We start from the raw sequence: 24806 nt of genomic DNA, 5'->3' as shown, positions 1-24806 counted from the left end.
CGCCGCGGGCCGCGAGCACGTGTCCCTACAAAGCTGTCAGCCAGGGAGGAGTGCCAGGTAGAGGTCGTTGACGTTCGTTCCGGTACTGCCAGTCTGGATCAGCCCGCCCGCAGCGGCCAGCGCGCGGGCGCTGTCGTTGGCGGCAAGGAGCGCGACGGGGTCGAGCCCGGCGTCGCGGATGCGCGCGGCGGTGACGCCGTCAACCATCCCACCCGCCGCGCCGGACAACCCGTCGTCGCCGTCCGTCGCCAGGCTGGCGATCACCACGCCGGGCAGCCCATCGATGGCCAGCGCCGCGGCGAGCGCCATCTCGGTGTTCCGCCCACCCCGGCCATCGCCGCGGACCGTCACCGTCATTTCCCCGGCGCCGATCAGGCAGACGGGTGGCCGAAAGGGACCATCTCCAGCGCGGATGTAGCGGGCCAGTTCCGCCCAGAAGCGGGCGAACTCACGAGCCTCGCCCGCGAACCGGGTGCCGAGTACCGCGGCGTGGTAACCCCGCTCACGCGCGCCCTCGGCCGCGGCCTGCGCTGCTGCAGCGGCGTCGGCCAGGATGATGGTCTCGACGACGTTGTCTCCGCTCCCGGTGCTCTGCCGCGGCGCGTGGGTCAACGCTCGGCGTACCGGCTCGGGCAGGTGGTCCCAGGCGCCGAGTCCGCGCGCGAGCGCGACCGGGTCCAGACCCGGATCAGCAGGGATGGTCGGACCGCTTGCAATCACCGGCAGGGGATTGCCCAGCACGTCGGAGACGATCAGGTTGACCACCCGCGCCGGGGAAATTGCGGCGGCCAGTCTGCCCCCTTTGATGCGGCTCAGCGGCCGGCGCACGGAGTTGAGGGTTCCGATGTCTGCGCCCGCGCGGAGCAGGAGGTCCGTGGTGCGCGCAATGTCCTCCAGGGTTACGCCGTCGGCAGGCGCTTCAACCAGCGCCGAGCCGCCGCCGGAGATGAGTGCCAGCACGAGGTCATCCGGACGCAACCCGGCTACCGTCTCCAGCACCCGCCGCCCGGCCGCCACGCTCGCCTGATCCGGCACCGGGTGGCTGCCGGCCACCACCACGATCGGGCCGACACTTCGCGGCAGCTCCTCGCCGGGGAGCGCCTTCGTCACGGCGATGCCGCGGTCGATCCGCGCGCCGAGCGCCGCCGTGGCGCCCCGCGCCATCCCGACCGCCGCCTTCCCGATCGCCACGACGATCAGCCGGGTATCCGGCGCGAGGGGGTAGCGGGTTCCCCGGACGACGATGGCATCCCCATCCAGGACCAGGGCATCCCGCACCAGCGCCTCCGGGTCAACCCGGCGCAGCGCCGCGCGGAAGATGGCCAGGACATCCGCCCGCGCGCGCTCCAGGTCCATCGCTAACCCTCGGCTCGCAGACGCTCGAGTACCTCCCGCAGGTCGGCGGGAAGCGCCGTCTCGACCTCGATGGGCCGGCCGCTCTCGGGCAGGCTGAACTTCAGGTAGCTCGCGTGCAGGAACTGGCGGGCGATGGGGATGCGGAACGGGCGCTTGCCGTACATCTGATCGCCGACGATCGGGTGGCCGATGAAGAGCATATGCACCCGGATCTGGTGCGTGCGTCCCGTCTCGATCTGGACGTTCAGGAGGGTGGCGTCGCGGAACCGCTCCAGCACGCGGAAGTGGGTCACGGCAGGGCGGCCGTTGGGCACGACCGCCATCCGCTTGCGGTTGCGCGGGTCGCGGCTGATCGGCGCGTCGATCGTGCCTTCGTTCTCGCGGATCACCCCATGGACCAGGGCGATGTAGCGCTTGACGACATCGCGCTGCTGCCACTGCTGGACCAGATAACGTCGCGCCTCCTCATTCTTCGCGACGACGATCAGGCCCGAGGTGTCCTTGTCCAGGCGGTGTACGATCCCGGGCCGCTTCCCACCCATCAGGAGCGGGACGTCCGGGCGCAGCGCCTTCACGACGTTGACGAGCGTGCCGTGCTCGTGCCCCGGTGCCGGGTGGGTCACCAGGCCCGCGGGCTTGTCGAAGATGATGACGTCGTCGTCCTCGTAGATCACAGGAACCGGGATGTACTCGGGGGTCAGATCGTCCGGCTCGGGGACCGGCGGGAGGAGGATCTCGATGGTGTCGCCCTCGTGGATGCGGCGCGCCGGCCGGGCCGGCTCTCCGTTGACGTACACATCCCCGGCCTTGACGAGCGACTGCGCGTAGCTACGGCTGATCTCCGCCACCCGGGCGGCAATCAGCCGGTCGAGTCGCTCTCCGTCCTCCTCGGCCGCCACATCCAGCACGATCCTGACCGCATCCTCCATCAATGCTTCACCCACACACGAACCTATCTCTCGTCTCACGTCGCATCGTACCAGGCGGGTCAGTGGCGCCGCTCGCCCAAGACGGCACAGGCATGACATGCGCTGCAACCGCGCATGCCATAGAACAGGAAAGACTGGCTGCGGTATCAGCCGGATGGGGGCCGGGCAGAGCCGGACCCACCCTCGTCGCTCCCGCTGACGCCTGCCTGCGGGGGTTCGATCGGACTCTGCGGCGCCGTCGCCAACTCAGTCCGAAGCAGATAGATGCCGAGCAGGATGACGCCGACGGTGATGGCGCTGTCCGCGACGTTGAACGTCGGGAAGTTGGGCACGTCGATGAAGTCGACGACGTACCCGTAGCGGAGCCGGTCGATGATGTTCCCGATCGCCCCGCCAAACTGGAGGCCGAGCGCCAGGGAAAGCCATGGGCTCTCGCGGATCATCCGCCAGAAGGCGACTGCCAGCAGCAGGACAACGCCGACCGCCAGGAGGATCAGGATCTCTCCGGCGCCCTGGAAGGCCCCGAAGGCCACGCCGGTGTTCCGCACATAGAGGAAGCGAAGCACCGGAGGCATGACCCAGATGACGTTTCGGTCAGCGTCCGGCCCGATTGTCGCGACGATCGCTGCCTTGGTCACCTGATCGAGCGCGATGATCACCGCCGCGACCCCGGCAGTCAGGAACAGGCCCCAACGCCCGCGGGCCGGACCGGCCTCACCCGTCATCGCCAACCGCCCCCCTGGCGGCGATCCATGTCTGCCTGGCAGTCGATGCAGTAGCGTGCGAAGGGCAAGGCCTCCAGCCGATCGGGTGGGATCGGGCGCTTGCAGTTCTCACAGTAGCCGTACTCGCCCTGGTCCATCTTCGTGATCGCCCGCTCGATGAGCACCTTGCGATCGGCCAGACGGTCCCGCACCGAGAGGAGGCGCTCCTGCTCATAGACGACGTCGGCCTGGTCCCCAATATGATTGTCGACGCCGTACGAGGCATCCTGCTCGCCGGCGCCGAATGACCGTACCTGTTCGTCAATCTCGGAGATCTCGGCCGTTGTCTCCGCCAGCGCCTGCTGAAGACGGGCTCTTATGGCCTCGAGTTGCTCGTCCGTCATCACCATGTCGCGCACCACCCTCCCTCAACGCGGCCGCGCCCTCGGAAGCGGTGGCACCGCTGCCTGGTGCGCCGCAATTGTAGCACAGGCCCTCTTGACGGGCGGGACGCGGTCCCGTCCGCTGGCACCGCCCCCTCGGCCAGGCTAAGATACTCGGGCTCTGAGCACGTCCGGTGCCACAGCGACGCGAGGGAAACCGTGGGATCAAGAGTGCTTAAGGTGGTCATTGCAGGCGGCGGGACCGGCGGGCATGTCCAGCCCGCTGTCGCCACGCTCGAGGTCCTGCGTCGACGCCTCCCGATCGAGCCGCTCTGGATCGGCTCCACCGGCGGCATCGAGGCCGAGGCCGCGCATCGCGCGGGTGTCCCCTTCCAGGCGATCCCTACAGGGAAGCTACGCCGCTACCTGTCGCTCCGCACCGCGGTCGATGCCGTGCGCGTGCCCCTCGGGGTGCTCGCAGCGCTGCGCATCTTGCGGCGCGTCCGGCCCGACGTGGTTTTCGCCACCGGCGGGTTCGTCAGCGTCCCCACCGTCGTCGCTGCGCGCGTGTTGGGCATCCCCAGCCTCAGTCACGAGCAGACAGCTATCGTGGGCCTGGCCAACCGGATCAACGCCCGCTTCTGCAACGTGCTCGCCCTGACCTACGACAGCAGCGCCGCCATGGTTGCGGGCAGCCGCGCCCGCACCGTGGTCACCGGCAACCCGATCCGCCCCAGTCTCCTCGACGGAGATCCGGAGACCGTCCGCGACGCCTTCGGCTTCGACCCGGCCGCGCCGCTGATCTACGTCACCGGCGGAGCGCTCGGCGCCCAGGCGATCAACAACGCAGTCCGCGCGGCTCTCCCCGATCTTTTGCCCCTAACCCAGGTGCTGCACCAGTGCGGTCCCGCGGAAGCCAACGGCGACTACCCGCGCCTGCTCGCGGCGCGAGCGGCGCTCCCGCAGGATCTGCAAGCACGCTATGCGGTGGTCGAGCGGATTGGGGATGAACTCCCGGGGATCTACGCCGCGGCAACGGCGGTCGTCAGTCGCGCGGGGGCAGGGACGGTCGCCGAGATCGCGACGCTGGGGAAGCCGGCCATCCTCATCCCCCTGCCCGGAGCGGGCGGCGACGAGCAGACGCGCAACGCCCGCGTCCTCGCGGACGACGGGGCGGCGGTCCTCCTCCCCCAGTCGGAACTCACGCCGGAGCGGCTCGTCGCCGAGGTGCGGAGCTTGCTGGACGACCCTGCGCGTCGCGCGCGGATGAGCGAACGGGCCCGTGCTCACGGGCACGCCGACGCCGCGGAGCGCCTCGCCGACGCTATCCTGGACCTGGCTGGTCGTCCTGTCCCGGAGTACGCGCGGACCTAAGCACCTGCCGTACCGGCTTCTTACGGCCCGCCGGCACGTACTAAGATCCGCCTACCGGCCCGTGCACCAGCGCCATCTCGATCGCCTCGGCGGCGCTCGCAGCCGGGATCACCTCGATACCCGACACTTTGGGCAACTGCCTCCGGCCGCCCGGCGCCGGGACCACCGCCCGCGCGAACCCCAGCTTGGACGCCTCGTTCAGCCGTCGCTCGATCTGGTTCACGCTGCGCAGTTCCCCGGACAACCCGACCTCGCCGATCACCACCGTGTTGGGATCGACCGGGCGCTCCCGATAACTTGACGCGATCGCCGTGACCACGGCCAGATCGGCGGCAGGCTCTGCGATGCGCAGCCCGCCCACGATGTTGACGTAGATGTCCTGACTCCCGAGCCCCAGGCCGACCCGCTTGCTCAGCACGGCCACCAGCATCTGCAAGCGGTTGTTGTCGAAGCCGTTCGCCGTGCGGCGCGGCAGGCCGAACGCGCTGTTGCTCGTCAGCGCCTGGACCTCAACCAGGATCGGCCGCGTCCCCTCCAGCGTGACGCCGACCGCCGAGCCGTGCGTATCCGGGGAGCGCTCCTGGAGGAACGCCTCCGAGGGATTGGCCACCTCCTGCATACCGTCGCCGGTCATAGCGAAGACGCCGACCTCGTCGGTCGACCCGAACCGGTTCTTCACCGCTCGCAGCACCCGATATTGGTGGTAACGCTCGCCCTCCAGGTAGAGCACCGCATCGACCATATGCTCCAGCACGCGCGGCCCGGCGATGGCGCCCTCCTTGGTCACGTGGCCCACGATAAAGACCGGCAGGTGCCGCGGCTTGGCGTACTGCATCAGGCGAGCGGTGCACTCCCGCACCTGGCTGACGCTGCCGGCAGCGGATGTCAGGTCATCCAGGTAGACCGTCTGGATCGAGTCGACGATGAGCAGGCCCGGCTTCACCGGGTCGACGGCATCCAGAGCCGCCTCCAGGTTCGTTTCCGAGAGGAGGTAGAGATCATCGGCGGTGATCCCGAGCCGGTCCGCGCGCAGCTTGATCTGCTGGGTCGATTCCTCGGCCGACACGTACACCACCGGCCCGGCGGACGGTGCCAGCAGCCCGGCCACCTGCAGGAGCAGCGTGCTCTTGCCGACGCCTGGGTCCCCGCCGAGGAGCACGAGCGAGCCGGGGACGAGGCCGCCGCCCAGAACCCGGTTGAACTCCCCGATGGGGACGACCTTGCGGCGCTCCTCGGCGCTGGTCACCTCGGATAGCCGCGCTGGCCGGGTGGCGGGCATGCCGCGCTCCCGCCGCTCCCGCGCCGGGCCGCGCGCTTCGACCGTCTCGACCATGCTCCCCCATGTCCCGCACTGCGGGCAGCGCCCGTAGTACGCCGGGGTCTCCATCCCGCAGTTCTGACAGACGAACTTCGTCCGCGCCTTGCTCATCGCTCGCACTCCAGCGCCACAGCGAACATACGTTCGTATTGTATCAGGCCGGGCAAGCGTGCGGTTAAGTGAGAGAGCCACCGGGGAACTCCCCGGTGGCTCTCGTCGCTCTCCGTCGTCGGAACTACCGCTAGGAGACCGAGACCAACTCGTCCGCCCGCTCCAGGACGAGCAGGTCGTCGCGGACGTCCACCACGACGGTGCTGCCCTCCGGGAAGCGGTTTTCGAGCAGGCCCTCGGCCAGCGGATCCTCGATCAGGTTCTGGATGATCCGCCGCAGCGGGCGTGCGCCGAACTGCCGGTCGTAGCCACGCTCGCCCAGCAGCCGCATCGCCGCCTCGGTGACCTCCAGCTTGATGTCCTTCTCCTGAAGCTGCGTGCGCAGGCGCTTCAGCTCCAGCTCCACGATCTGATGGATCTGCTCCGGCGTCAGCGGGTGGAACACGATCACCCCGTCGATCCGGTTCAGGAACTCCGGCCGGAAGGTCTGCTTGAGCTGCCCAAGCACCTTGTCCTTCATGGCCTGATATTCCTGCTGGAAGCGCTCCTCCGGGTTCGACGCCACCGCAAAGCCGAGCGTGCCTTCCCGCTGGATCATCTCGGCGCCGATGTTCGACGTCATGATGATGATCGTGTTGCGGAAGTCGACCCGCCGTCCCTTGGCGTCGGTCAGGTTACCGTCCTCCAGGATCTGGAGGAGCATGTTGAACGCCTCGGGGTGCGCCTTCTCGATCTCGTCGAGCAGGATCACCGAGTAGCTCTTGCGGCGGACCGCCTCGGTCAACTGCCCGCCCTCTTCGTAGCCGATGTAGCCCGGCGGCGCGCCGACCAGACGCGACACGTTGTGCCGCTCCATGAACTCGCTCATGTCGATCTTGATCAGCGCGTCCTCGCTGCCGAACATGAACTCCGCCAGCGCCCGGGCGAGCAGCGTCTTCCCGACGCCCGTCGGGCCGAGGAAGATGAAGCTCCCGATCGGTCGCCGCGGGTCCTTCAGGCCCGCTCGCGCCCGCCGCACCGCCTTGGCCATGGTCGAGATCGCCTCTTCCTGGCCGACGATACGCTCGTGCAGCGCCTCCTCCATGTGGAGCAGCCGCTCGGTCTCCTCGGTGGCCAGCCGCATCAGCGGGATGCCGGTCCACATCGAGACGACCTGGGCGATGTCCTCCTCGGTCACCTGCGGCTCGTCGTTCTCCTGCTCTTCCTTCCAGTGCATTTCGAGGTCGGCGATCCGGCCCTGCAGCTTCCGCTCCCGGTCGCGCAGGTCGGCCGCCAACTCGAACTCCTGGCCGCTCACGGCCGCGTCCAGCTCCCGCCGGAGCGACTCCAGCCCGCGCTTCGCCTCCTTCAGGCTCGGCGGCGATGCCGAGCGGTACATCCGCACCCGGGACGCGGCTTCATCGACCAGGTCGATCGCCTTGTCCGGCAGGAAGCGGTCGGGGACGTAGCGCGAGGCCAGCACCGCGGCCGAGCGCAGCGCCTCGTCAGTGATCTTGAGCTTGTGGTGCTCTTCGTACCGCTCGCGGATGCCGCGCAGGATCTCGATCGTCTCCTCGACGGTCGGCTCCTCGACCTGCACCGGCTGGAACCGGCGCTCGAGCGCGGCGTCCCGCTCGATGTACTTGCGGTACTCGTCGAGCGTCGTCGCGCCGATCGTCTGCAACTCGCCGCGCGACAGGGCCGGCTTCAGGATGTTGGCGGCGTCCACCGCCCCCTCGGCGGCCCCGGCGCCCACGAGCGTGTGTAGCTCGTCGATGAAGAGGATCGCACCGGTCTCCTTGACCTCGGACACGATCTTCTTCAGGCGCTCCTCGAACTCACCACGGTACTTCGTCCCGGCGACCAGCGCGCCGATGTCCAGCGCCACCAGGCGCTTGTTCTGCAGCGGCTCGGGCACATCGCCCGAGACGATTCGCTGGGCCAACCCCTCGACGATGGCCGTCTTACCGACGCCCGGCTCGCCGATCAGAGCGGGGTTGTTCTTGGTCCGCCGGGAAAGAATCTGCATGACCCGCTCGATCTCAGCCTGGCGGCCGATCACCGGGTCCAGCTTCCCCTGACGCGCGGCCTCGGTCAGATCGAAGCCGAGCGCGTCCATGTATGGTGTCTTCGTCGCCTGTGCCTTCTGCTGATAACCGCTGCTCTGGCTGACGACCTGCAGGACCTGCTGGCGCACCTTCTCCAGGTTGACGCCCAGGCTCTCCAGGACGCCCGCGGCGATGCCCTCGCGCTCGCGGACGAGGCCGAGCAGCAGGTGCTCGGTGCCGATGTAGTGATGGTTGAGCCGGCGGGCTTCATCGACAGCCAACTCGATGACCTTCTTGGCGCGCGGCGTCAAGCCGATCTCGCCCACGATCATCGAGTCGCCCCGCCCGATGATGAACTCGACCGCGCTGCGCACCTTGGGCAACTGCACGCCCATGTTGCTCAGCACGCGGGCCGCCACACCGTCGCCTTCACGCACCAGACCGAGGAGCAGATGCTCGGTGCCAATGTAGTTGTGATTGAAGCGATGCGCCTCCTCCTGCGCCAACGTCAGCACCTTGCGCGCTCGCTCGGTGAACTTGTCGAACTTGTCAGGCATCGTACTCTCCCACGGCCTTCGGCCTGTGCGACCCAGCACTAAGGTCTAACTTGCCGGGACGGTCAGCGATTGAACCTAAGGAAACAGGGAGCCCCCGAACGCATATAGCGTGCCTGGGGGCTTCCCGGTCACCGGCACGCACCGCTCCTATTTCGATACGTACCGGTTCGATTCGTGATGTGCAGTGCTGGCAGGGGATCGGGCTATGAACCCGACTCCTCCTCGCCATCCTCGGCCCGCGGGGTTTCCTCCGTGCTCTCTGCGCTCATTGCGACCGCGTCGGCTGGCTCTGTTGCTTGTTCGCCCTCGGGCTCGGATTCTGACTCGTCGGCCTCGGCCTCGATTTCAATCTCGCGAGCCATCAGCTCGTGCTTCAACTCCACGGCTTCCGGCCCCAGCGAGGCCGCGACCTCGTCGTCGGTTGCTTCTAGGGCCCGGCGTAGGCTTAGCCCCATTCGCCGCCGGGCGGGATCGATGCGAATGATACGCAAGATCAGGTCCTGACCCTCCGAGACAACCTGCCTCGGGTGCCCGATCCTCTGCTCCGATAGCTCGGACACGTGGATCAGGCCCTCGATCCCGTCTTCGATCCTCGCGAAGGCACCGAAGTTCGCGAGCTGCGTCACCGTGCCGAGCACAAGCTGGCCGACTTCGTACTTCATGGCCACCCGGCTCCACGGCTCCGGCTGCGTGCGCTTGATGCTCAGCGCAATCTTCTTCTCCTCGGCGTTGATGCCGAGCACGTAGACGTCGACTTCCTCGCCGACCTTCAGTACCTCGCTCGGGTGCTTCACCCGGCTCCAGGAGAGCTCGGACAGGTGGACGAGCCCGTCGGCCCCGCCGATGTCGACGAAGGCCCCGAAGTCCGTGATGCTCGTCACCCGGCCGCGGCGCGTCTCGCCCTCGGTGAGCTCCTCGATGAGGCGCTCCTTCATGACGTCGCGCCGCTCCTGGATCGCCTGCCGCTCCGACAGAATCAGCCGGTTGCGGTGGCGATTGATCTCGATGATCTTGAGCGACAGCTTCGAGCCGATCAGCCGCGCCATGTCGGCCTGCTTGCTGCTGTCATCGCCGCCGCGGATCTCGGTCACCTGGGATGCCGGAACGAAGCCGCGTACGCCGTCCAGGTTGACCAGCAAACCACCCTTGTTGTAGTTCGTGACCTCGGCTTCGATGATCTCGCCAGCTTCGTAGATCTCCTGCAGGCGCCGCCAGCTCTTCTCCTGGCGCGCCCGGTCGATGGAGAGAACCGCCTGGCCCTCTTGGTTCTCCGCCTGCACCACGAACACAAGGACATGGTCCCCCACGGACAGGGCGGCCCGCTCCTCGTCGGTCAGGGTCGAGAACTCCCGAGCCGGGATGATGCCCTCCGACTTGGAGCCGATGTCGACCAGCAACTCGTCCCGGTCGACATGCATGATCTGTCCCTCGATCACGTCACCGTAGTTCAGCACACGGTAATCGTGACTGGGGTCGCTAAGCAACTGCTCCATGAGCGACACCGACTCGCCGGCCTCCGCATCCGCAACTACCGCGGGCGCGGTCGCCGGCTCCGCGCTCATGCCTTCCTCGATCCGATCCATACACCTTCCTTGTGTCGCAGATTTGCCAGCCCAACCAGAGGGTTCGGTTCTCCACCTGATTTGGTCCGGCACGACGCTACGCATCATTATAGTATGCGGCCATACCCGGCGCAAGGAGACGACCGCCTGCCTGTCACAGATCCGAGCGCGTCATTTCGCCGCGAGCGAGTTGGTAACCGCGTCGAGTGCGGCCAGCGTTCGCTCGATCTCCGGCTCATGGACCCAGCCCATGTGCCCGATGCGGATGATCCGGTCTTTGATCGGCCCCTGCCCGTCCGCGATCGTGATCCCATGCTCCTGCCGCATGCGCGCGACCACGTCCCGCACCGCAACGCCCTCCGGCGGTACCGCCGCGGTCACCGTGTCAGACGCGTAGGCCGGGTCGGCGAACAGCCGGTACCCGATCTCCTGCACGCGGCGCCGCGTCAGATCCCCAATGCGTCGGTGGCGCGCATAGACCGCTTCCAGCCCTTCGGCTTCGATCAGGTCACAGGCCGCTTTGAGCGCGTACAGCAGCGTCAGCGGGGCAGTCGTCGGGGTGTTCCCCTCCGCCGCCGCTCGCCGCGCGTCCCCAAGATCCCAAAAGAAGCGTGGGAACGACGCCCGCTCGTAGCTCTCCCATACGCGGGGACCCGCCGCAATGATGACCAGTCCCGGGGGACACATCCATGCCTTCTGCGAGCCGCTCAGGACCAGGTCGACTCCCCAGCCATCCATCTCCAGCGGCAGGCCCGCCACCGCGCTGACCCCGTCCACCAGCAGCAGCGCACCGTGCGCTCGCACCACCGGCCCGACCTCCGCCAGCGGGTTCGCAACCCCGGTCGAGGTCTCGTTGTAGGTATAGAGCACCGCACGCGTCTCGGGGTGTCGTTCCAGCGCGGCCCTCACCACATCCGCCGTCGCTGCCCGCCCCCACGGAACCTCGACTCGCTCCACCCTCAGCCCGAACCGCTCGGCGACGCGCGCAAAGCGCACACCGAAGTCGCCGGTGACGACGGCCAGAACCGTATCGCCCGGCGAGAGCGTGTTGACGATCGCCGCCTCCCACCCGGCCGAGCCGCTGCCCGGCAGGATGATGACGTCGCCCTCGGTCCGGTGAACCTGGCGCACCTGCTCCAGCAGGCCCCGGAAGAAGGCCCGGAACTCCGAACCCCTATGAGGGATCATCGCCCGCTGCATCGCGCGGAGCACGGCCGGTGGCAGCGGTGTCGGCCCCGGGATCCGCAGATTCGTCGCGTCCACCCGCTCCCTCCTCATCCACGACCAGCTCACACGTCGGAGCCGGCCCCCAAATGGTAGCGGATTCGCGCAGATCCGGCGGGTCGCGCTCCCGACCCGGAGGTGCGATTTCCCTGCAAAGGCCCGGATCTTGCAGCGGAACATGCCCTCGCACGAAACAGGCGCACCAACGGGAGGAGTCCGGCATCCTCCATACCGCACACCGCGATCCTGTCGGTGATCGGCTCCCCGATCGCCCTGGCCTGACCGCGTGCGCGACGTCCGCGCGATGAACCCCGCTGCGACGAGCCCCGACGGATCCCAGCGCGGATGACCCGCAGCACGCGAGGCCCCTCGGAGAAATGCGGATCACCGGCGCGGATGCCGTCTTGAACTGAAGCGCGCGCATCGCGACAACGGAGGTAATACCCATGGCCGACCAGATACATCGCCGCGAGTTCCCCGAGGGCTTCAAGTGGGGTGTCGCGACGTCGGCGTACCAGATCGAGGGTGCCTGGGACGAGGACGGCAAAGGTCAGTCGATCTGGGACACCTACGCGCATACGCCCGGCAAGATCCGCGACGGGTCCACCGGTGACATCGCCAACGACCATTACCACCGGTACAAGGAAGACGTGGCCCTGATGAAGGAGATGGGAGCGAACGCCTACCGGTTCTCCATCTGCTGGCCGCGGATCTTCCCGGAGGGCACCGGCACGCCCAACCCGAAGGGCCTCGACTTCTACAACCGGCTGGTGGGCGAGCTGCTCGCCGCTGGCATCGAGCCGTTCCCCACGCTCTACCACTGGGATCTGCCGCAGGCGCTGCAGGACAAGGGCGGCTGGCAGAACCGCGATACGCCCGTGGCCTTCGCGCACTACGCCGGCTACGTGGCCGAGCAACTCAGCGATCAGGTCCGGCACTTCTTCACCACCAACGAGATCCAGAGCTTTGCCGATGGAGGACACCGCGGCGTCGACACGCACGTGGCCGGCGGCGAGTTGCACCTCGAGGCCGCACCCGGCCTGCGGCTCCCACCCGGGGAACTCAATCAGGTGCGGCACCATGCGGTGCTCGGTCACGGGCTGGCGGTCCATGCGATCCACGCGATGGGAAAGCCGGGCACCCAATGCGGCCCCGCGGAGGTGATCAGCATCGCGGTGCCCTTGATCGAGAGCGACGAGCACATCAAGGCCGCGGAGGTGGCAACACGGGAACTGAACGCGCCCTTCCTCACCGTCATACTCGAAGGGCGATACACGGACGCGTACCTGGAGAAAGCCGGCAAGGACGCGCCAAGGTTCACGCCGGAGGACCTCGCGACGATCTCCGAGCCGGTTGACTTCGTCGGCATCAACGTCTACAAGCCCAACATCTACGTGCTGGCCTCCGACACGACGCCCGGGTACCGGGCGATACCCTACAGCGCATCCCACCCAAAAATGTTCTCCGACTGGCACATGCTGGGTCCGGAGGCGCTCTACTGGGGGCCGAAGATGGTTCAGTCGCTCTGGGGCGCACCGGCGATCTACATCACCGAGAACGGCTGCGCGGCTGCCGATGAACTGGCAGCGGACGGGAACGTGTACGACACCGATCGGATCATGTTCCTCCGCAATAGCCTCACACAGCTCCAGCGGGCCACTGCCGAGGGCGTGCCCGTCAAGGGCTACTTCCTGTGGAGCATGATGGACAACTTCGAGTGGATGAACGGCTACGGCGACCGCTTCGGGATTGTGTACGTGGACTTCGACACCCAGCAGCGGATCCCCAAGATGAGCGCGTCGTTCTTCCGTGAAGTCAGCATGCACAACGCGGTGGCGTGAGCACGGGGTTCGAACTGACCGTCAGGCAGCAGGCGATCAGTGGCTGGAGGCGAACGAACAACCAATGAGCACCGACGAGGAGACGATGAGCCCCCAACCCGAGCCAGCCGAAGCGCCGGCGTCGGCATCCGGCGTGAGCCACGCCCCCGTATCGCGGGCTATCTACGGCCTCATCACCGTGCTGGCCGTGCTGCAGGTTCTGGAGATAGAGACCCCGTCGGCGTGGCACGCCACGGTCGTCCTGTTCGGCACCACCGTCGCCGTCGCTCTGGTGGATGCCTACTCCGAGTCAATCGCCGAAATGCTCGCCGAGCGGCACTGGCTCACCTGGAACGACCTGCGCGCGATCGGCCGCAACGTCACCCCGGTGCTCGTCGGGGCCCAGGGGCCGACAGTGATCCTTCTCCTGTCGGCCCTCGGCTTGTTGTCGGTCGGGCTGGCGATCTCCTTGGCCCAGGTCGTCGCCTTCGCGCTCCTGTTCGGCTTCGGCTGGCGCGTGGGGCAACTCCTCCACGGGCACTGGCTGCGCCAACTCGCCAGCGCCCTCTTCCTCGTCGCCATCGGCGGCTTGGTACTCGGAATCAAGGTGATCTTTCACTAGGGACGATCGGCCATCTCGCCGGCGTTGGTCACAGCGTAGAATGGCCCGCGCGGTGCGGATAGGCCGGGTGAACCCGGTCGCAGGGAGTTCCGTGGCAGGAGTGAGAGGAGCGGCCCCGTGGTCGTTATCGGCGCCAGCATCCAGTCGATCCTGGCCGAAGAGTTCGCCCGCCAACCGACCGATCCCCGGCAGCGCGTGCTCGAAACCGTCGAGGAGCTGGCAATGGACTTCGGCCTCGACGCGATCGAGCTGTACCTCGACGGGCTCTTCCTCTTCCCCGACGTGGTCGACGAGGGACTCCTGGCCGACATCGGTCGACTCCAGCAGCGGCTCGGGCTGACGCTGACGGCGCACCTCCCCTACGTCTGGGTCGACATCAGTGCAGGGAACGAGCTGACCCGCCGCGCGAGCGTCGAGGCCATCGTGCGTGCGATCCAGGCCTGCGCCCCGCTCGACATCACCAGCTTCGTGCTCCACGCCACCGGCCCGTTCGGCAACGAGTTCTCCCCCGGCGTCTCGGACCCGGAGCAGAGCCTGTTCCTCCGGCTGACGCTGGCAGCGATCGACCGGTCCTTCGCCGACCTGACACACGCTGTGCCCGATGCGCCGCTCGCTGTCGAGACGATGGACGGGTTCCCCTTCGCCTGGCAGACGCCTCTGGTGGAGCGGTATGACCTCGGCATCTGCTGCGACGTGTCCCACCTGTTGGTGCGCGGCGAGGACCCCATCGCATTCCTCGACGCCTGGCTTCCCCGCATCCGCCAGCTCCACCTCCACGGCGTCCGCGAGCAGGTCCTCGGCGTCAACCTGCGTCGCCGAATCGACCACCGCGCCCTCGGCGGCCCTGGCGAGCTTGTCGACGTCCCGCGCCTGCTGAACCACCTCACCACCCGCGGCTTCACCGGCCCGGTGATCCTGGAGAACCTCTCCCGCGCCGACCTCGTCCAATCCGTCGCGACGATCGAAGAGGCTCTGGGGCAGTGAAGGGGAGGACGTCATGCGTTCCCCTTACCCCCGGCTCCTCTCCGACGGAGCCCACCAGGGGAGAGGGGAGCATGACGCAGTACTCAGTACGCAGTACGCCCTACGCAAGACGGAACACGCAACACGCATGACGTATGACGCATGACGCATCACGCATCACGCATCACGGATCGAAGAACCGCAGCTCCGGCTGGATGGTGTCCGTGAAGCGGATGATCCCGTAGGAGTAGCGCGGTTCCCAGCGCTTCTGGGTTGGAGAGCCGGGGTTGAAGAAGAGCGTGCCGTCGCTCCACTCGCAGACCGGCCGGTGGCTGTGACCGAAGATCGCGACATCGACCCGGCCGCCCAGCGTGTGCTCCGCCGCCTGGCGGGCGGTCATCCGCTCGACATCGTGCCCGTGCATCAGCCCGGCGGTGAAGTTGCCGAAGCGGAAGTAGCGGATGCGCGGCAGCCGCATGCGGAGTGCCGGGTCCTCGTTGTTCCCCTGCACCGCCCGCACCGGGGCGAGCGCCTCGAAGAGCGCCAGCGCCTCCGGGCTCGTTACATCCCCGGCGTGGAGGATGAGATCGACCCCGCGCAGCCCGGCCAACAGCGGTGCGGGGAGCCCGGCGCGGGCCGCGGCCCGCGCCGAGAGATGCGTGTCCGCCACCACCCCGACCGTGATCGGTGCCGGGAACGTCTCGATCTCCGAAAGCTGCTCAGGCGCGGGCAAGGATGCCGGCTTCCTCCATGATACGCCGGACCTCCGCCCGCTCCGCGTCGTTCAGGGGCAGGAGCGGCGGCCGTGGATCGCCCCCGTGCAGGCCGATCATGTCCATCGCCGCCTTCAGGCCCGCGATCCCGAAGCGCGTGGTCACCGCCGCGTTCGGTGCCAGCAGGCGGAACTGGGTCGCCCGCGCCCGTTCGTGGTCCCCGGCGCGGAACGCCTGGACGATCTCCTGACACGCGTCGGGCGCCACGTTGGCCAGCGCCAGGATACCGCCCGTCGCCCCCAGGCAGAGCGCGGGGTAGAGGAAGTTGGCCGACCCGGCCAGCACGCCGAAGTCCTCCGGGGTACGCGCCACCATCTCGGCGACCTTCGGCGCGTTCCCGCCGCTGTCCTTGATCCCCACGATGTTCGGATGCTGGGCGATCTCGACCACGGTGTCCACCGGCAGGTCGACCCCGGTATAGGCCGCCATGACGTAGACGATGACCGGGATGGGCGACGCATCAGCGACCGCGTGGAAGTGCCGCACGTAGGCGGCCTTGTCGTAGCGTGGCTTGTAATAGTGCGGCGTCACGACCAGCGCGTAGTTCGCGCCGAGCTCCGCCGCAGCCTTCGTCAATTCGATTGTGCCCCGGGTGGACTCGACTCCGGTCCCGGCGACGATCGGCTTACGTCCGTCGACCGCCTTGACCCCCGCCTCGATCAGGGCCAGCTTCTCATCCGGCGACAGGCTCACGTACTCGCCGTTGGAGCCCATGATCACGATGCCGTCGAGGGACGACGTCGCGTACCACTCCATGTTGGCACGGAACCGTTCCAGGTCCAGAGACCCATCAGAGGTAAACGTCGTGGCCACGGGTGCGAAGACACCCACCGGGTACGGTCGAGCCATGCCTGCCGCTCCTCACCACTTGCCGTCGGTTGCGAACAGCCGCCACAGGATACCGCTCAGGACACTCTCGGTGACGCTGCCGACCAGCGCGCCGATGAAGGTGATCTGGATCCCCGCAATGAGCGCGCCGGCCAGGTAGAAGACAACCGCGTTGACCACCAGCGCGAAGATCCCCAGGGTCAGGCAGGTAATCGGTAGCGCCACCAGTTGCAGGATGGGGCGCAGCACTGCATTCAGCAGCGCCAAGACGATGGCGAAGATCACCACGGCCGCGGTGTCGGTGTAGCCGACATGCTCCGGGATCAACCGGGCCAGCAGCACTACCGCCAGGCCGTTCGCGATCAGGTGCGCAATCAGTCGTGTCACGCCGGTTCCCTCCGGAGCGGCACGTTAGCACACGCCGCGAAGCCGCGTCAACGCGAGGTACGGTGAGGAGAAAGCGCGCCCCGGGCGCACCTGGCACCCGGGACGCAGCGGGGAGGTTACCGGCTCAGGAAAGCTGCAGCGTGATCTTGACCCGGACGACGCCGGAGTCGAAACCGTTACTGACGCGCAAGCGGACGGTGCCGTCGCGCAACCCACCGGTCACATCCACCCGGAAGACGACCGGCTGGCCGGCGATGGTCGCGGTGCCGAAGATCATCGCGGAGCCCTTCGTCGCCACCACGCTCGTAATCTTGCTGCTCTGCAGCTTCAGATCCGGGGCCTGGTAGTGAACGGTCCCGCTGGGGTGGCCCCAGAGGCTGATGGCCGTCACCAGCGCGAAGGGCCGCGGCGGGTTGATGACGAGGATGAGCGCGGCACCCGCCGATGGCGGCTCCCGCCAGGTCACGGTGGCACTCGCGGTTACCCCACCCGCCTCCGCGGTAACGGTGTCCACGCCGGGGAAGACGGCCTCCAGCTCGAACGTGGCCCGGCCGTTGACGGTGGTGGCGGTCAGGGTCGTCGTGTTCACGCCGCTCACTTTGAGGGTCACGACCGACCCATCGGCAACGGGACGGCCACCGGCGTCCAACACCTCAACCGTCTCGGTAATTCGATCCCCGACGGTCGCGACGGTGTTGCCGGGCATGAGAGTTACCGTCGCCGGGCCGGCCGCGTTGACCGTCAGCGTAGCCTGTCCCTCGCTACCGGCGTAATTGCGGGCCGGGTCATCGTAGATACCGTGAATCGTGTACGTGCCGGTCGACAGCGGCCCACCCGTAGCGAAGGTGATGACGGCCTGCCCTCCGGAAAGCTGCACCGTGGACGGCGTGCCGATCTCGTTCCCGGCACCGTCGGTCAGGCTGAACGTCACCTGACCAGCCAGCACCGGTACATCGGAAGTAACGGTCGCGCGCAGCTCGACGCTGGTCGCGGTCGACGTCATGACGCTATCTTCCACCGTGATCGAGGTCTGAGCAGCGGTGATGATGAGCCTTCCGTTGCTTACCGTTACGTTGTAGTTGATGAGCCGGTCATCCGGATCTGACAGCGTCGGGGTGATCGGATATTGGCCGATTGGGCTCGCCAATGTGGCGGTGGTGGTGTACTCAGCCGTGATGGCATCGCCGGGAACGACGCCGGTCAGCGTCCCCGAAAACGTCGGGTTGGGGTGGTAGTACTCGCGGCTCGCATTGTTCACGTGCACGGATATTGTCGCCGGGGTGACCTGGAGGGGCCGCGACTGCTCGACCGAGGAGTAATTTGTCGTGTCATCCGGCGTGAATGTCGCCGTCAGCGTGTACGTACCCACATCCAGCACTGTGCCGATCCCTGCCGGCCCGCTGACCGTGCGCCCGTCGACCGTTACCCCGTCGTAGTGGTAGCTGAAGCTTCCAGCGACGGATGCCGTGGCGCCGAGTTCCGTCGCGCCGAGCGGACCGTACGTGATCGACGTCGGCGGGTTCCAGGTAATCGTGGGCGATTCCTGATTGATCGTGAGCGATGCCTCCGCGGTCACGGGTGAGTTGACACCGTCGGAGGCGGTCAGCGTGAGACGGTACGTCCCGACTCCAGTGCAGGTTACGGTCGTCGTGAGCGCGCTGGCGTTCGCAACGATACACGTGCCGCTCGTGCCACCGACCGCCTCCCAGTCCCAGGTAGTTGTGATCGTGTCGTCATCGCGATCGTCCACCTGGCCGGCGATCGAGACCGGCTGAAGCACGGACCCGCTGTACGGCCCACCCGCGTTAACATTCGGCGGAACGTTCATGCGCTCGGTCTTGAACAACGAGATAGCTGGACCATAACCGACAGTCGCGAAGAATGTGATGGTGATCGCCCCGACGTTGCTGAAGTCCGCACCGCCGTCCGCGCCTGCGGCTGTGAACCCGGCGAAGGGGAGTCGAACCGTTTCCTGCGGTTCGCTCGAGGACGGTATGAAGGGAGGCATGAACGACGCGGTCGAGTAGTGGGTTCCGTCAGTGTAGACGGTTACCACGACCTCATAGAGCAGAACGTTGCGTCCAGCAACGAGCGCGAACCCGTCCCAGTAGCCCCCGCCGGTCAGATCGACACCGCCGAGCCCGGTTGGATCGAGCGTGTTGGTGTTCGTGTTCCCGTGCCACCAGATCGCACCGTTGCCTTGGCCGTTTGTCTGGCGCGAACTGTAGTAGTAACCGTCTTTGACACCGACCCAGAAGAACGAGTTCACCGTCGTCGTGCCCGTATGCTCCGCGCTGATGACGCGCACCCCGCCCAGGATTCCCTCGTCCGTGACGGCCGATGCGGCCCGCGTACCCGGTTGAAAGTTCGCGATCTCGGCCTGGGGCGTTGAGAAATCGTCGATGATGATCGGCTGCGGCTCCGCCGCCACGGTGCTGCCTCCAGCAGTCAGCCAGGGGAAGGCAGCGCCTGCGACGAGGAGCGCAAGCATCCACCGAATCAGCATCGCCGGTCGCACACGCCTCATGTCTTCCCCTCCTCTTCCTCGGCGCGCAGCCCGTGGTCGCCTGTGCCACGACTCATCCCGCGAGGATCACCCTGCCCCACGGCTCTCACGGCGTGGACAACGCACGCAGATGGCACTGGGGAGGCGATCCCGATCCTTGGAGAGTTTGACGTGCGTAGCGGGCAGCGCCTATACTCACCTGTCCCACGTGGGGCCCACACTAGGCTCACACTTCCGTGGTAGAGAAGGCGGCTGACGGGATGCGCACCGACGACCGGCCGCCGTTCGGCGACCTGCTGCGGCACTACCGAGAAGCGGCAAGCTTGACGCGCGAGGAGCTGGCCGAGCGCGCCGGGTTGTCCGCCAATGGCATCGCCGCCCTTGAGCGGGGTGAACGCCGGTATCCCTATCCCCACACCGTGCGCGCTCTCGCGGACGCCCTGGCGCTCTCCGAGGAGGAACGACACGCCTTCATCGCTGCCGTCCCGCACCGGCGCCGTGCCACGGCTGATCCGCCGGCACACGACAACCTGCCCGCCCCGGTGAGGCCGCTAGTGGGCCGCCGCCGCGAGGTGGCCCAGATTCGTCAACTCCTGACCACGAGCCGCCTGGTGACGCTCACCGGCGTGGGCGGCACCGGCAAGACTCGCCTCGCGCTGCAGGTCGCCGCCGAGAGCAAGGACGCTTTCCCCGGCGGGAGGATCTTCGTCGACCTCTCCCCGCTCGACGACCCGCGCATTGTCCCCGGCACCATTGAGCGGGCACTGGATGCGCAGCAGGCCGTCGGCGCCTCGCCCGAGGAGCGGATCGCGCGAGCCATCGGGGATCGCAACCTCCTCCTGATCGTCGACAATTTCGAGCACGTGATCGAGGCTTCGACAATCGTCAGCTCCTTGCTGGCCACCGCACCAGGCCTGCGGGTGCTGGCCACCAGCCGCATCCCGCTGCGCCTCTACGGTGAACAGGAGTTCCGCGTCCCTCCGCTGCCGCTCCCATCGAACCCCAACCGCCCCGAAGAGAGCGAGGCGGTACAGCTCTTCCTCCAGGCGGCCCGCGCGGTACGGCCGGATTTCACCCTGACCCCGGCCAACCGGGAGACGGTCGCCGCCATCTGCCACCGGCTCGACGGTCTGCCGCTAGCGATCGAGCTGGCAGCAGCACGCATCCGTCTCTTCCCGCCGGAGGCACTGCTGGCGCGGCTCTCCGAGCGGCACGCCACCCTGGGGACCGCGCCGCGCGATCTGCCGGCACGGCAGCAAACGCTGCGGCAGGCATTCGACTGGAGCTACGCGCTCCTCACCCCGGAGGAGCGCGCGTTGCTGGCGGCGCTCGGCGTCTTCGCGGGCGGCTTCACGCCGGAGGCGGTCCAGGCTGTCTGCTTGGAGGACGGAGCGCCCACGGAGACGTTGATGGGGCTGGAAGCCCTCCACCTGAGCAGCCTCGTGGAGCGCTCGGATGTGCCAGACGGCTCTCTCCGCTTCTATCTGCTTGAGACAGTGCGCGCGTATGCGCTGGCGCGACTCCGAGAGAGCGGCGCCATGGACGAGGTCCGGGAGCGCCACGCCCACTATTTCCTGGGCGTGGCCGAGGCGGCGGCACCCGCGCTGACCGGGGCCGGCCAGACAACCTGGCTGACGCGGCTGGAGCACGACAACCTCCGCGCGGCGCTGCGGTGGGCGATCGAGCGGGGAGAGTTGGAGGTCGGCCTGCGGCTCAGCGGGGCACTGTGGCGCTTCTGGGTGGCGCGAGGGCTCGCTCGGGAGGGGCGCCGCTGGTTCGATGCAGTCCTGGCCGCCGGGCCTCCGCCGTTCGACACCCCAGAGGGCGTGCGCGCGTACTGCGACGCGCTCATCGGGGCCGCCACCGTCTCCATGCGCCTGGGCGAGCTGGATGCTGCCGAAGGGCTGCTCACCCAGTGCCTGCCACTGGCGCGGTCACTGGGGAATCCGCACCTCGTCGCCGGGACGCTCACCCAACTCGGCCACATCGCCGTGCGTCAGGGTCGCCTCGCCGCGGCTCGCCAGGACTACCAGGAGAGCCTGGAGCGCAGCCGGGCCAACGCTGACCCGTGGGGCGTCGCGATGGCGCACGCCGGGCTGGGTGACGTCGCCCTGGCCGAGTCGGACTACGCGGCAGCCCGCGACGCCTTCGAGGAGGCATGTCACCTCGTCCGCGCCGAGGACGACCAGTTGAACCTGCACATCGTCCTCTGCCAGCTCGGGTACGCGCACCTGGAACTCGGGGCGACCGAAGCGGCCAGGACGTGTTTCGCGGAAAGCCTGAGCTTGGCGCGCGCCCACCGCAACCGGCGCGGCATCGCGCTGGCGCTCGTGCAACACGGGCGTCTGGCCGACCGCCTGGGCGACATCGACCGTGCGTTGTTCGCCTACCAGGAGAGCCTGGAAATCTACCATCAGAACGGCTCGCGCCCGGGGATCGCGGACTGTCTGGAGGGGATGGCCGTGACACTGGCGCGGGGCCGCGACCCAGAGCAGGCCGCACGGCTCCTCGGTGCGGCCGGCGCACTCCGGGCAGCGGTCGGCCGCTCACCGCTCCAGATCGATCGGGCAGAACTGACGCGTGCAGCCACCCGCGCCCGCGCGGCTCTCGGCGAGGCGACCTTCAAGGCCGTCCTGGCAGCAGGTGCGGCACAGCCCCTCGAAGAGATCATCGATCATCCCCTGGGCGAGTGAGCCGCCGACCGGCTCGCAGCGTCCCTGCGGGCTACGCTCCAGCCCACCGGCGCAATCGTGATGGGTACGCGAGTGCCAGGATCAACCCGCAGATCATCCAGAAGAGCGCGACCATGTGCGGGAAGGTGATGTTGAAGAAGTAGTGGTCGAAGACGCCGACCGTCAGCGCCGTCGCCAGCGCGGCGAGCAAGCCGAGCGCGAGGTCGCCGGCAGCCGTATCCCGCTGGTGCCGCCAGAAGCGGAACCCCGCCAGCGCCACGGCACCGACCGCGAACAGGAAGACCGCCAGCCCCAGCAGCCCGGTCCGCTCGGCGATCGTCAGGTAGATGCTCGACACGCCCGTCTGCAGCGTGATCGACGGTGCCTCGCCAAAGCCGACGCCGAAGAATGGGTGCTCGCGGATGATCGCAATGGCGTTGCGGTATTCGGCCAGTCGCAACTTGGTCGCCTGGTCCTGGAGCGTCAGGCCCAGGTAAAGCCGGTGGATGAAACTGCTCCCGAGCCCGAGACCGAGCACCGCCGCCGCAAGCACACCGCCGGGCACGATCAGCCAGCGGTAGCGGAGCAGGGTCAGGACGGCCAGCCCCGCCGCCGCGCCCACCCATGCCCCGCGCGACTGGGTCAGCAACATCGCCATCCCCGTCAGCAGGATGACTGGTCCGGTCAACCAGCGGGGCAGCAGCCGCTGCCGTGCAATTGCCGCCGCGCAGGCGAGGACGAAGACGACGGCCAGCAGTCCACCGAAGGAGTTGGGGTCGACCGAGGTCGAGATCAGGCGCATCGGCCTGGACGGGTCGTCCTCAACGAAGCGCACGATGCGAGTCGACGGGTAGCCGTAGGGGATCAGGCGGGAGAGAACCCGCAGCGTCAGTCCCGGCCCCCCTGCGTACAGCACCAGGCCCAGCGCCGCCGCCGCGCCCGTGCCCAGCAGCAGCACCGTGGTGAGGCGGCGCGCATCGTCCAGCGTGCGCGTCGTGTTCCACACGACAAAGACGAGCAGGACCGCGAGCACGAACTTGCCGTAGTCGTGGAAGGTCTGCGAGCTGTAGGCGTTGTGCACCCCGAGCAGGAAGGCGAACAGCGTGAAGGCGAGGAGGAGCACGATCAGCGCGGCCGGGGTGTTCGAGACGATCCGCTCGTCCCGCCGGAGCATGACCCGCAGCGCCCACACCCCGAGCGTCCCCAGCGCCGCCGCCTCGAACAGCGTGAGCGTGAGGCCGACCCGCACCGGAATGACCGCGAAGGGCAGCAGGGTCATGACCCCCACCACCGCCCAGATCCCGGCGCGCGGGTCGCTCAGTACGACCACGGCCGCGACCAGCCCGGCCACGATCGCGGCCGCGGGGATCGGCCCCTGCACTACGGAAAACCAGCCGACGGCCGCCGCGAGGAGCACCGCCGCGGCGACCACCAACGATGTCGCCAGCGGGCGCGGCAGCGTCCCTCGCACGTGGGGGAAGGCTGGAAGGAAGGCGCGTCGGTCGCGCCGGGGGAGCGTCGCCGTCATGGCCGCTTCGGAGCACGCATCAGGAGCGCGGTGACGAGCGTCAGCCGCTCCGGCACCGTCGTCAGATCCACCCACTCATCGACGCTGTGGGCGTTCTGCCCCACCGGCCCGAGCGAGTCGAGCGTCGGCACGCCGATCGCCGCCGTAAAGTTCCCGTCGCTGCCGCCGCCACTCGTCAACTCCTGGTACTGGAAGCCCAGCCCTTCGACGATCTCCCGAGCCAGGTTGAGTAGGGCGTCCGTTCCGGGGACCTTCTCCATCGGCGGCCGGTTGAGCCCGCCGGTGAGGATCGTCTCGGTGTCCGGAACCCACTGCCGCGCGGCAATCTCGGTGATCGCCGCGTGCACGCGCTCCGCCTCGGTCCGCGTCGGCACGCGGACGTCCACCTCGACCGACGCGTGGTCCGAGATGACGTTGCGCCGGGACCCGCCGCGCATCACGTTGGCGGAGACTGTTGTACCGGTATCCGGGTTGTTCAGCTCATGGAGCGCGATGATCTTGTGCGCGAGTTCGAGGTTCGCGCTCCGCCCCTCATGCGGTGCGGCACCGGCATGCGCCGCGCGCCCATGCACGACCAGCTCGTACATGCCGACGCCCTTGCGGGTTGCCAGCACCCCGCCGTTCGCTCGGCCCGGCTCGAGCACGAAGACCGCGTCCATCCGCTGGGCTTCCGACTCGATCAGCGCCCGCGAGGTCGGTGAGCCGATCTCCTCGTCCGAGTTGGCGACGAAGGTAATCTCAGCGAAGTCGTCAAAGCCGAGGTCGCGCAGGATGCGCAGGGCGTAGTAGCCGAGGATCAGGCCGCCCTTCATGTCCATCGTCGCCGGACCGTAGCCGCGCCCGTCACGCACAGTGAACGGTCGCTCGGCGACGGTCCCCGCCGGGTAGACGGTGTCGAAGTGGCCGAGCAGCATCAGCCGGCGGGAGCCCGACCCGCGCAGGGTCGCGGTGAAGTTGTCGCCCAGGTCGCTGTTTGGATGGACGGCGATCTCGCAGCCGATCCCGGCGAGGAGGTCGCGCAGGAATCCCCCTGCCCGGTCGACACCCTCCTTGTCGAAGGTGCCGCTGTCGATGTTGACGATGCGCTCCAGGTCGCGCATGTAGTCCTGCTGATAAGCCGCCGCCCGCTCTCGAATTTCCCCCAGCGTCGTCATGATCCCCT

At 68.1% G+C, this 24806-nt stretch carries 19 protein-coding genes; 5 read left to right on the top strand and 14 right to left on the bottom strand.

The genetic code is table 11. The features are described 5' to 3' along the window. Window positions 1-36: 36 nt before the first annotated feature. The 4 genes from STHE_RS02465 to STHE_RS02450 form a co-directional block, all read right to left on the bottom strand. Complete coding sequence (locus STHE_RS02465) at window positions 37-1356, bottom strand: glycerate kinase type-2 family protein (protein ID WP_012870987.1); 1320 nt, start codon at window positions 1354-1356, stop codon at window positions 37-39. Between the two features lie 2 nt (window positions 1357-1358). Next, complete coding sequence (locus STHE_RS02460; protein WP_041398738.1) at window positions 1359-2285, bottom strand: RluA family pseudouridine synthase; 927 nt, start codon at window positions 2283-2285, stop codon at window positions 1359-1361. 146 nt (window positions 2286-2431) lie between these two features. Continuing rightward, entirely contained in the window at window positions 2432-3010 is a 579-nt protein-coding gene (lspA, locus tag STHE_RS02455) for a signal peptidase II (protein WP_012870985.1), read from the bottom strand. Beyond that, on the bottom strand, window positions 3007-3399 hold the full coding sequence (locus STHE_RS02450; RefSeq protein ID WP_012870984.1) for a TraR/DksA family transcriptional regulator: 393 nt from the start codon (window positions 3397-3399) through the stop codon (window positions 3007-3009). The genes lspA and STHE_RS02450 overlap by 4 nt, the downstream gene beginning before the upstream one ends. 213 nt (window positions 3400-3612) lie before the next feature. Here STHE_RS02450 and murG point away from each other — a divergent pair, with 213 nt between their 5' ends. Beyond that, the gene (gene murG / locus STHE_RS02445; protein WP_245534873.1) at window positions 3613-4746 is read left to right on the top strand and encodes an undecaprenyldiphospho-muramoylpentapeptide beta-N-acetylglucosaminyltransferase; all 1134 of its coding nucleotides are present in this window, start codon (window positions 3613-3615) and stop codon (window positions 4744-4746) included. Window positions 4747-4786: 40 nt separating this feature from the next. Here the strand turns inward: murG and radA are convergent, their stop codons facing one another. From radA to STHE_RS02425, 4 genes are all read right to left on the bottom strand, one after another. Continuing rightward, window positions 4787-6175, bottom strand: coding sequence for a DNA repair protein RadA (gene radA, locus STHE_RS02440; RefSeq protein WP_012870982.1), 1389 nt, complete (start codon window positions 6173-6175; stop codon window positions 4787-4789). A 130-nt stretch (window positions 6176-6305) separates the two neighbouring features. Next, window positions 6306-8759 (bottom strand): ATP-dependent Clp protease ATP-binding subunit, encoded by a 2454-nt coding sequence (locus STHE_RS02435; protein ID WP_012870981.1) that lies wholly within the window; start codon window positions 8757-8759, stop codon window positions 6306-6308. 203 nt (window positions 8760-8962) lie between these two features. Beyond that, a complete protein-coding gene (gene rpsA / locus STHE_RS02430) occupies window positions 8963-10342 on the bottom strand; it encodes a 30S ribosomal protein S1 (RefSeq protein ID WP_012870980.1) in 1380 nt (459 codons plus the stop codon). Between the two features lie 150 nt (window positions 10343-10492). After that, window positions 10493-11584, bottom strand: coding sequence for a pyridoxal-phosphate-dependent aminotransferase family protein (locus STHE_RS02425; protein WP_012870979.1), 1092 nt, complete (start codon window positions 11582-11584; stop codon window positions 10493-10495). A gap of 407 nt (window positions 11585-11991) precedes the next feature. On the opposite strand from STHE_RS02425, the gene STHE_RS02420 reads away from it, so the two are divergent. The 3 genes from STHE_RS02420 (at window position 11992) to cbiR (ending at window position 14971) form a co-directional block, all read left to right on the top strand. After that, entirely contained in the window at window positions 11992-13386 is a 1395-nt protein-coding gene (locus tag STHE_RS02420) for a GH1 family beta-glucosidase (RefSeq protein WP_012870978.1), read from the top strand. Between the two features lie 64 nt (window positions 13387-13450). After that, on the top strand, window positions 13451-13987 hold the full coding sequence (locus STHE_RS02415; RefSeq protein WP_012870977.1) for a hypothetical protein: 537 nt from the start codon (window positions 13451-13453) through the stop codon (window positions 13985-13987). Window positions 13988-14104: 117 nt separating this feature from the next. After that, complete coding sequence (cbiR, locus tag STHE_RS02410; RefSeq protein ID WP_012870976.1) at window positions 14105-14971, top strand: cobamide remodeling phosphodiesterase CbiR; 867 nt, start codon at window positions 14105-14107, stop codon at window positions 14969-14971. Between the two features lie 163 nt (window positions 14972-15134). On the opposite strand, the gene STHE_RS02405 is transcribed toward cbiR, so the two are convergent. The 4 genes from STHE_RS02405 to STHE_RS02390 all read right to left on the bottom strand — a co-directional run bounded on the left by STHE_RS02405 (window position 15135) and on the right by STHE_RS02390 (window position 19465). Then, entirely contained in the window at window positions 15135-15683 is a 549-nt protein-coding gene (locus tag STHE_RS02405; RefSeq protein WP_012870974.1) for a metallophosphoesterase, read from the bottom strand. Further along, complete coding sequence (locus STHE_RS02400; protein ID WP_012870973.1) at window positions 15670-16572, bottom strand: dihydrodipicolinate synthase family protein; 903 nt, start codon at window positions 16570-16572, stop codon at window positions 15670-15672. The genes STHE_RS02405 and STHE_RS02400 overlap by 14 nt, the downstream gene beginning before the upstream one ends. 12 nt (window positions 16573-16584) lie before the next feature. Then, window positions 16585-16938: a phage holin family protein gene (locus STHE_RS02395; RefSeq protein ID WP_012870972.1), complete on the bottom strand. Its 354-nt coding sequence runs from the start codon at window positions 16936-16938 to the stop codon at window positions 16585-16587. Between the two features lie 124 nt (window positions 16939-17062). Next, a complete protein-coding gene (locus STHE_RS02390) occupies window positions 17063-19465 on the bottom strand; it encodes an MBG domain-containing protein (RefSeq protein ID WP_012870971.1) in 2403 nt (800 codons plus the stop codon). 239 nt (window positions 19466-19704) lie between these two features. Here STHE_RS02390 and STHE_RS02385 point away from each other — a divergent pair, with 239 nt between their 5' ends. After that, window positions 19705-22137 carry an ATP-binding protein gene (locus STHE_RS02385; protein ID WP_012870970.1) on the top strand — a complete coding sequence of 811 codons (2433 nt, stop codon included), beginning with the start codon at window positions 19705-19707 and terminating at the stop codon, window positions 22135-22137. A gap of 31 nt (window positions 22138-22168) precedes the next feature. Here the strand turns inward: STHE_RS02385 and STHE_RS02380 are convergent, their stop codons facing one another. Beyond that, window positions 22169-23644, bottom strand: coding sequence for an O-antigen ligase family protein (locus STHE_RS02380; protein ID WP_012870969.1), 1476 nt, complete (start codon window positions 23642-23644; stop codon window positions 22169-22171). Next, window positions 23641-24798 carry a M20 family metallopeptidase gene (locus STHE_RS02375; protein ID WP_012870968.1) on the bottom strand — a complete coding sequence of 386 codons (1158 nt, stop codon included), beginning with the start codon at window positions 24796-24798 and terminating at the stop codon, window positions 23641-23643. Before STHE_RS02375 ends, STHE_RS02380 begins: the two co-directional genes overlap by 4 nt. Window positions 24799-24806: the final 8 nt, after the last annotated feature.

It is taken from the genome of Sphaerobacter thermophilus DSM 20745, assembly GCF_000024985.1.
In the GTDB taxonomy this organism is placed as follows: domain Bacteria; phylum Chloroflexota; class Chloroflexia; order Thermomicrobiales; family Thermomicrobiaceae; genus Sphaerobacter; species Sphaerobacter thermophilus.
The sequence above is the reverse complement of the archived record's forward strand: the minus strand, read 5'-3'. Positions and strand labels throughout refer to the sequence as shown.

Coding starts and splice junctions, on each gene's coding strand:
- STHE_RS02465 (WP_012870987.1), bottom strand. CDS start 1,356: ATGGACCTGGAGCGCGCGCGGGCGGATGTCCTGGCCATCTTCCGCGCG.
- STHE_RS02460 (WP_041398738.1), bottom strand. CDS start 2,285: ATGGAGGATGCGGTCAGGATCGTGCTGGATGTGGCGGCCGAGGAGGAC.
- lspA (WP_012870985.1), bottom strand. CDS start 3,010: ATGACGGGTGAGGCCGGTCCGGCCCGCGGGCGTTGGGGCCTGTTCCTG.
- STHE_RS02450 (WP_012870984.1), bottom strand. CDS start 3,399: ATGGTGATGACGGACGAGCAACTCGAGGCCATAAGAGCCCGTCTTCAG.
- radA (WP_012870982.1), bottom strand. CDS start 6,175: ATGAGCAAGGCGCGGACGAAGTTCGTCTGTCAGAACTGCGGGATGGAG.
- STHE_RS02435 (WP_012870981.1), bottom strand. CDS start 8,759: ATGCCTGACAAGTTCGACAAGTTCACCGAGCGAGCGCGCAAGGTGCTG.
- rpsA (WP_012870980.1), bottom strand. CDS start 10,342: ATGGATCGGATCGAGGAAGGCATGAGCGCGGAGCCGGCGACCGCGCCC.
- STHE_RS02420 (WP_012870978.1), top strand. CDS start 11,992: ATGGCCGACCAGATACATCGCCGCGAGTTCCCCGAGGGCTTCAAGTGG.
- STHE_RS02415 (WP_012870977.1), top strand. CDS start 13,451: ATGAGCACCGACGAGGAGACGATGAGCCCCCAACCCGAGCCAGCCGAA.
- STHE_RS02400 (WP_012870973.1), bottom strand. CDS start 16,572: ATGGCTCGACCGTACCCGGTGGGTGTCTTCGCACCCGTGGCCACGACG.
- STHE_RS02390 (WP_012870971.1), bottom strand. CDS start 19,465: ATGAGGCGTGTGCGACCGGCGATGCTGATTCGGTGGATGCTTGCGCTC.
- STHE_RS02385 (WP_012870970.1), top strand. CDS start 19,705: ATGCGCACCGACGACCGGCCGCCGTTCGGCGACCTGCTGCGGCACTAC.
- STHE_RS02380 (WP_012870969.1), bottom strand. CDS start 23,644: ATGACGGCGACGCTCCCCCGGCGCGACCGACGCGCCTTCCTTCCAGCC.
- STHE_RS02375 (WP_012870968.1), bottom strand. CDS start 24,798: ATGACGACGCTGGGGGAAATTCGAGAGCGGGCGGCGGCTTATCAGCAG.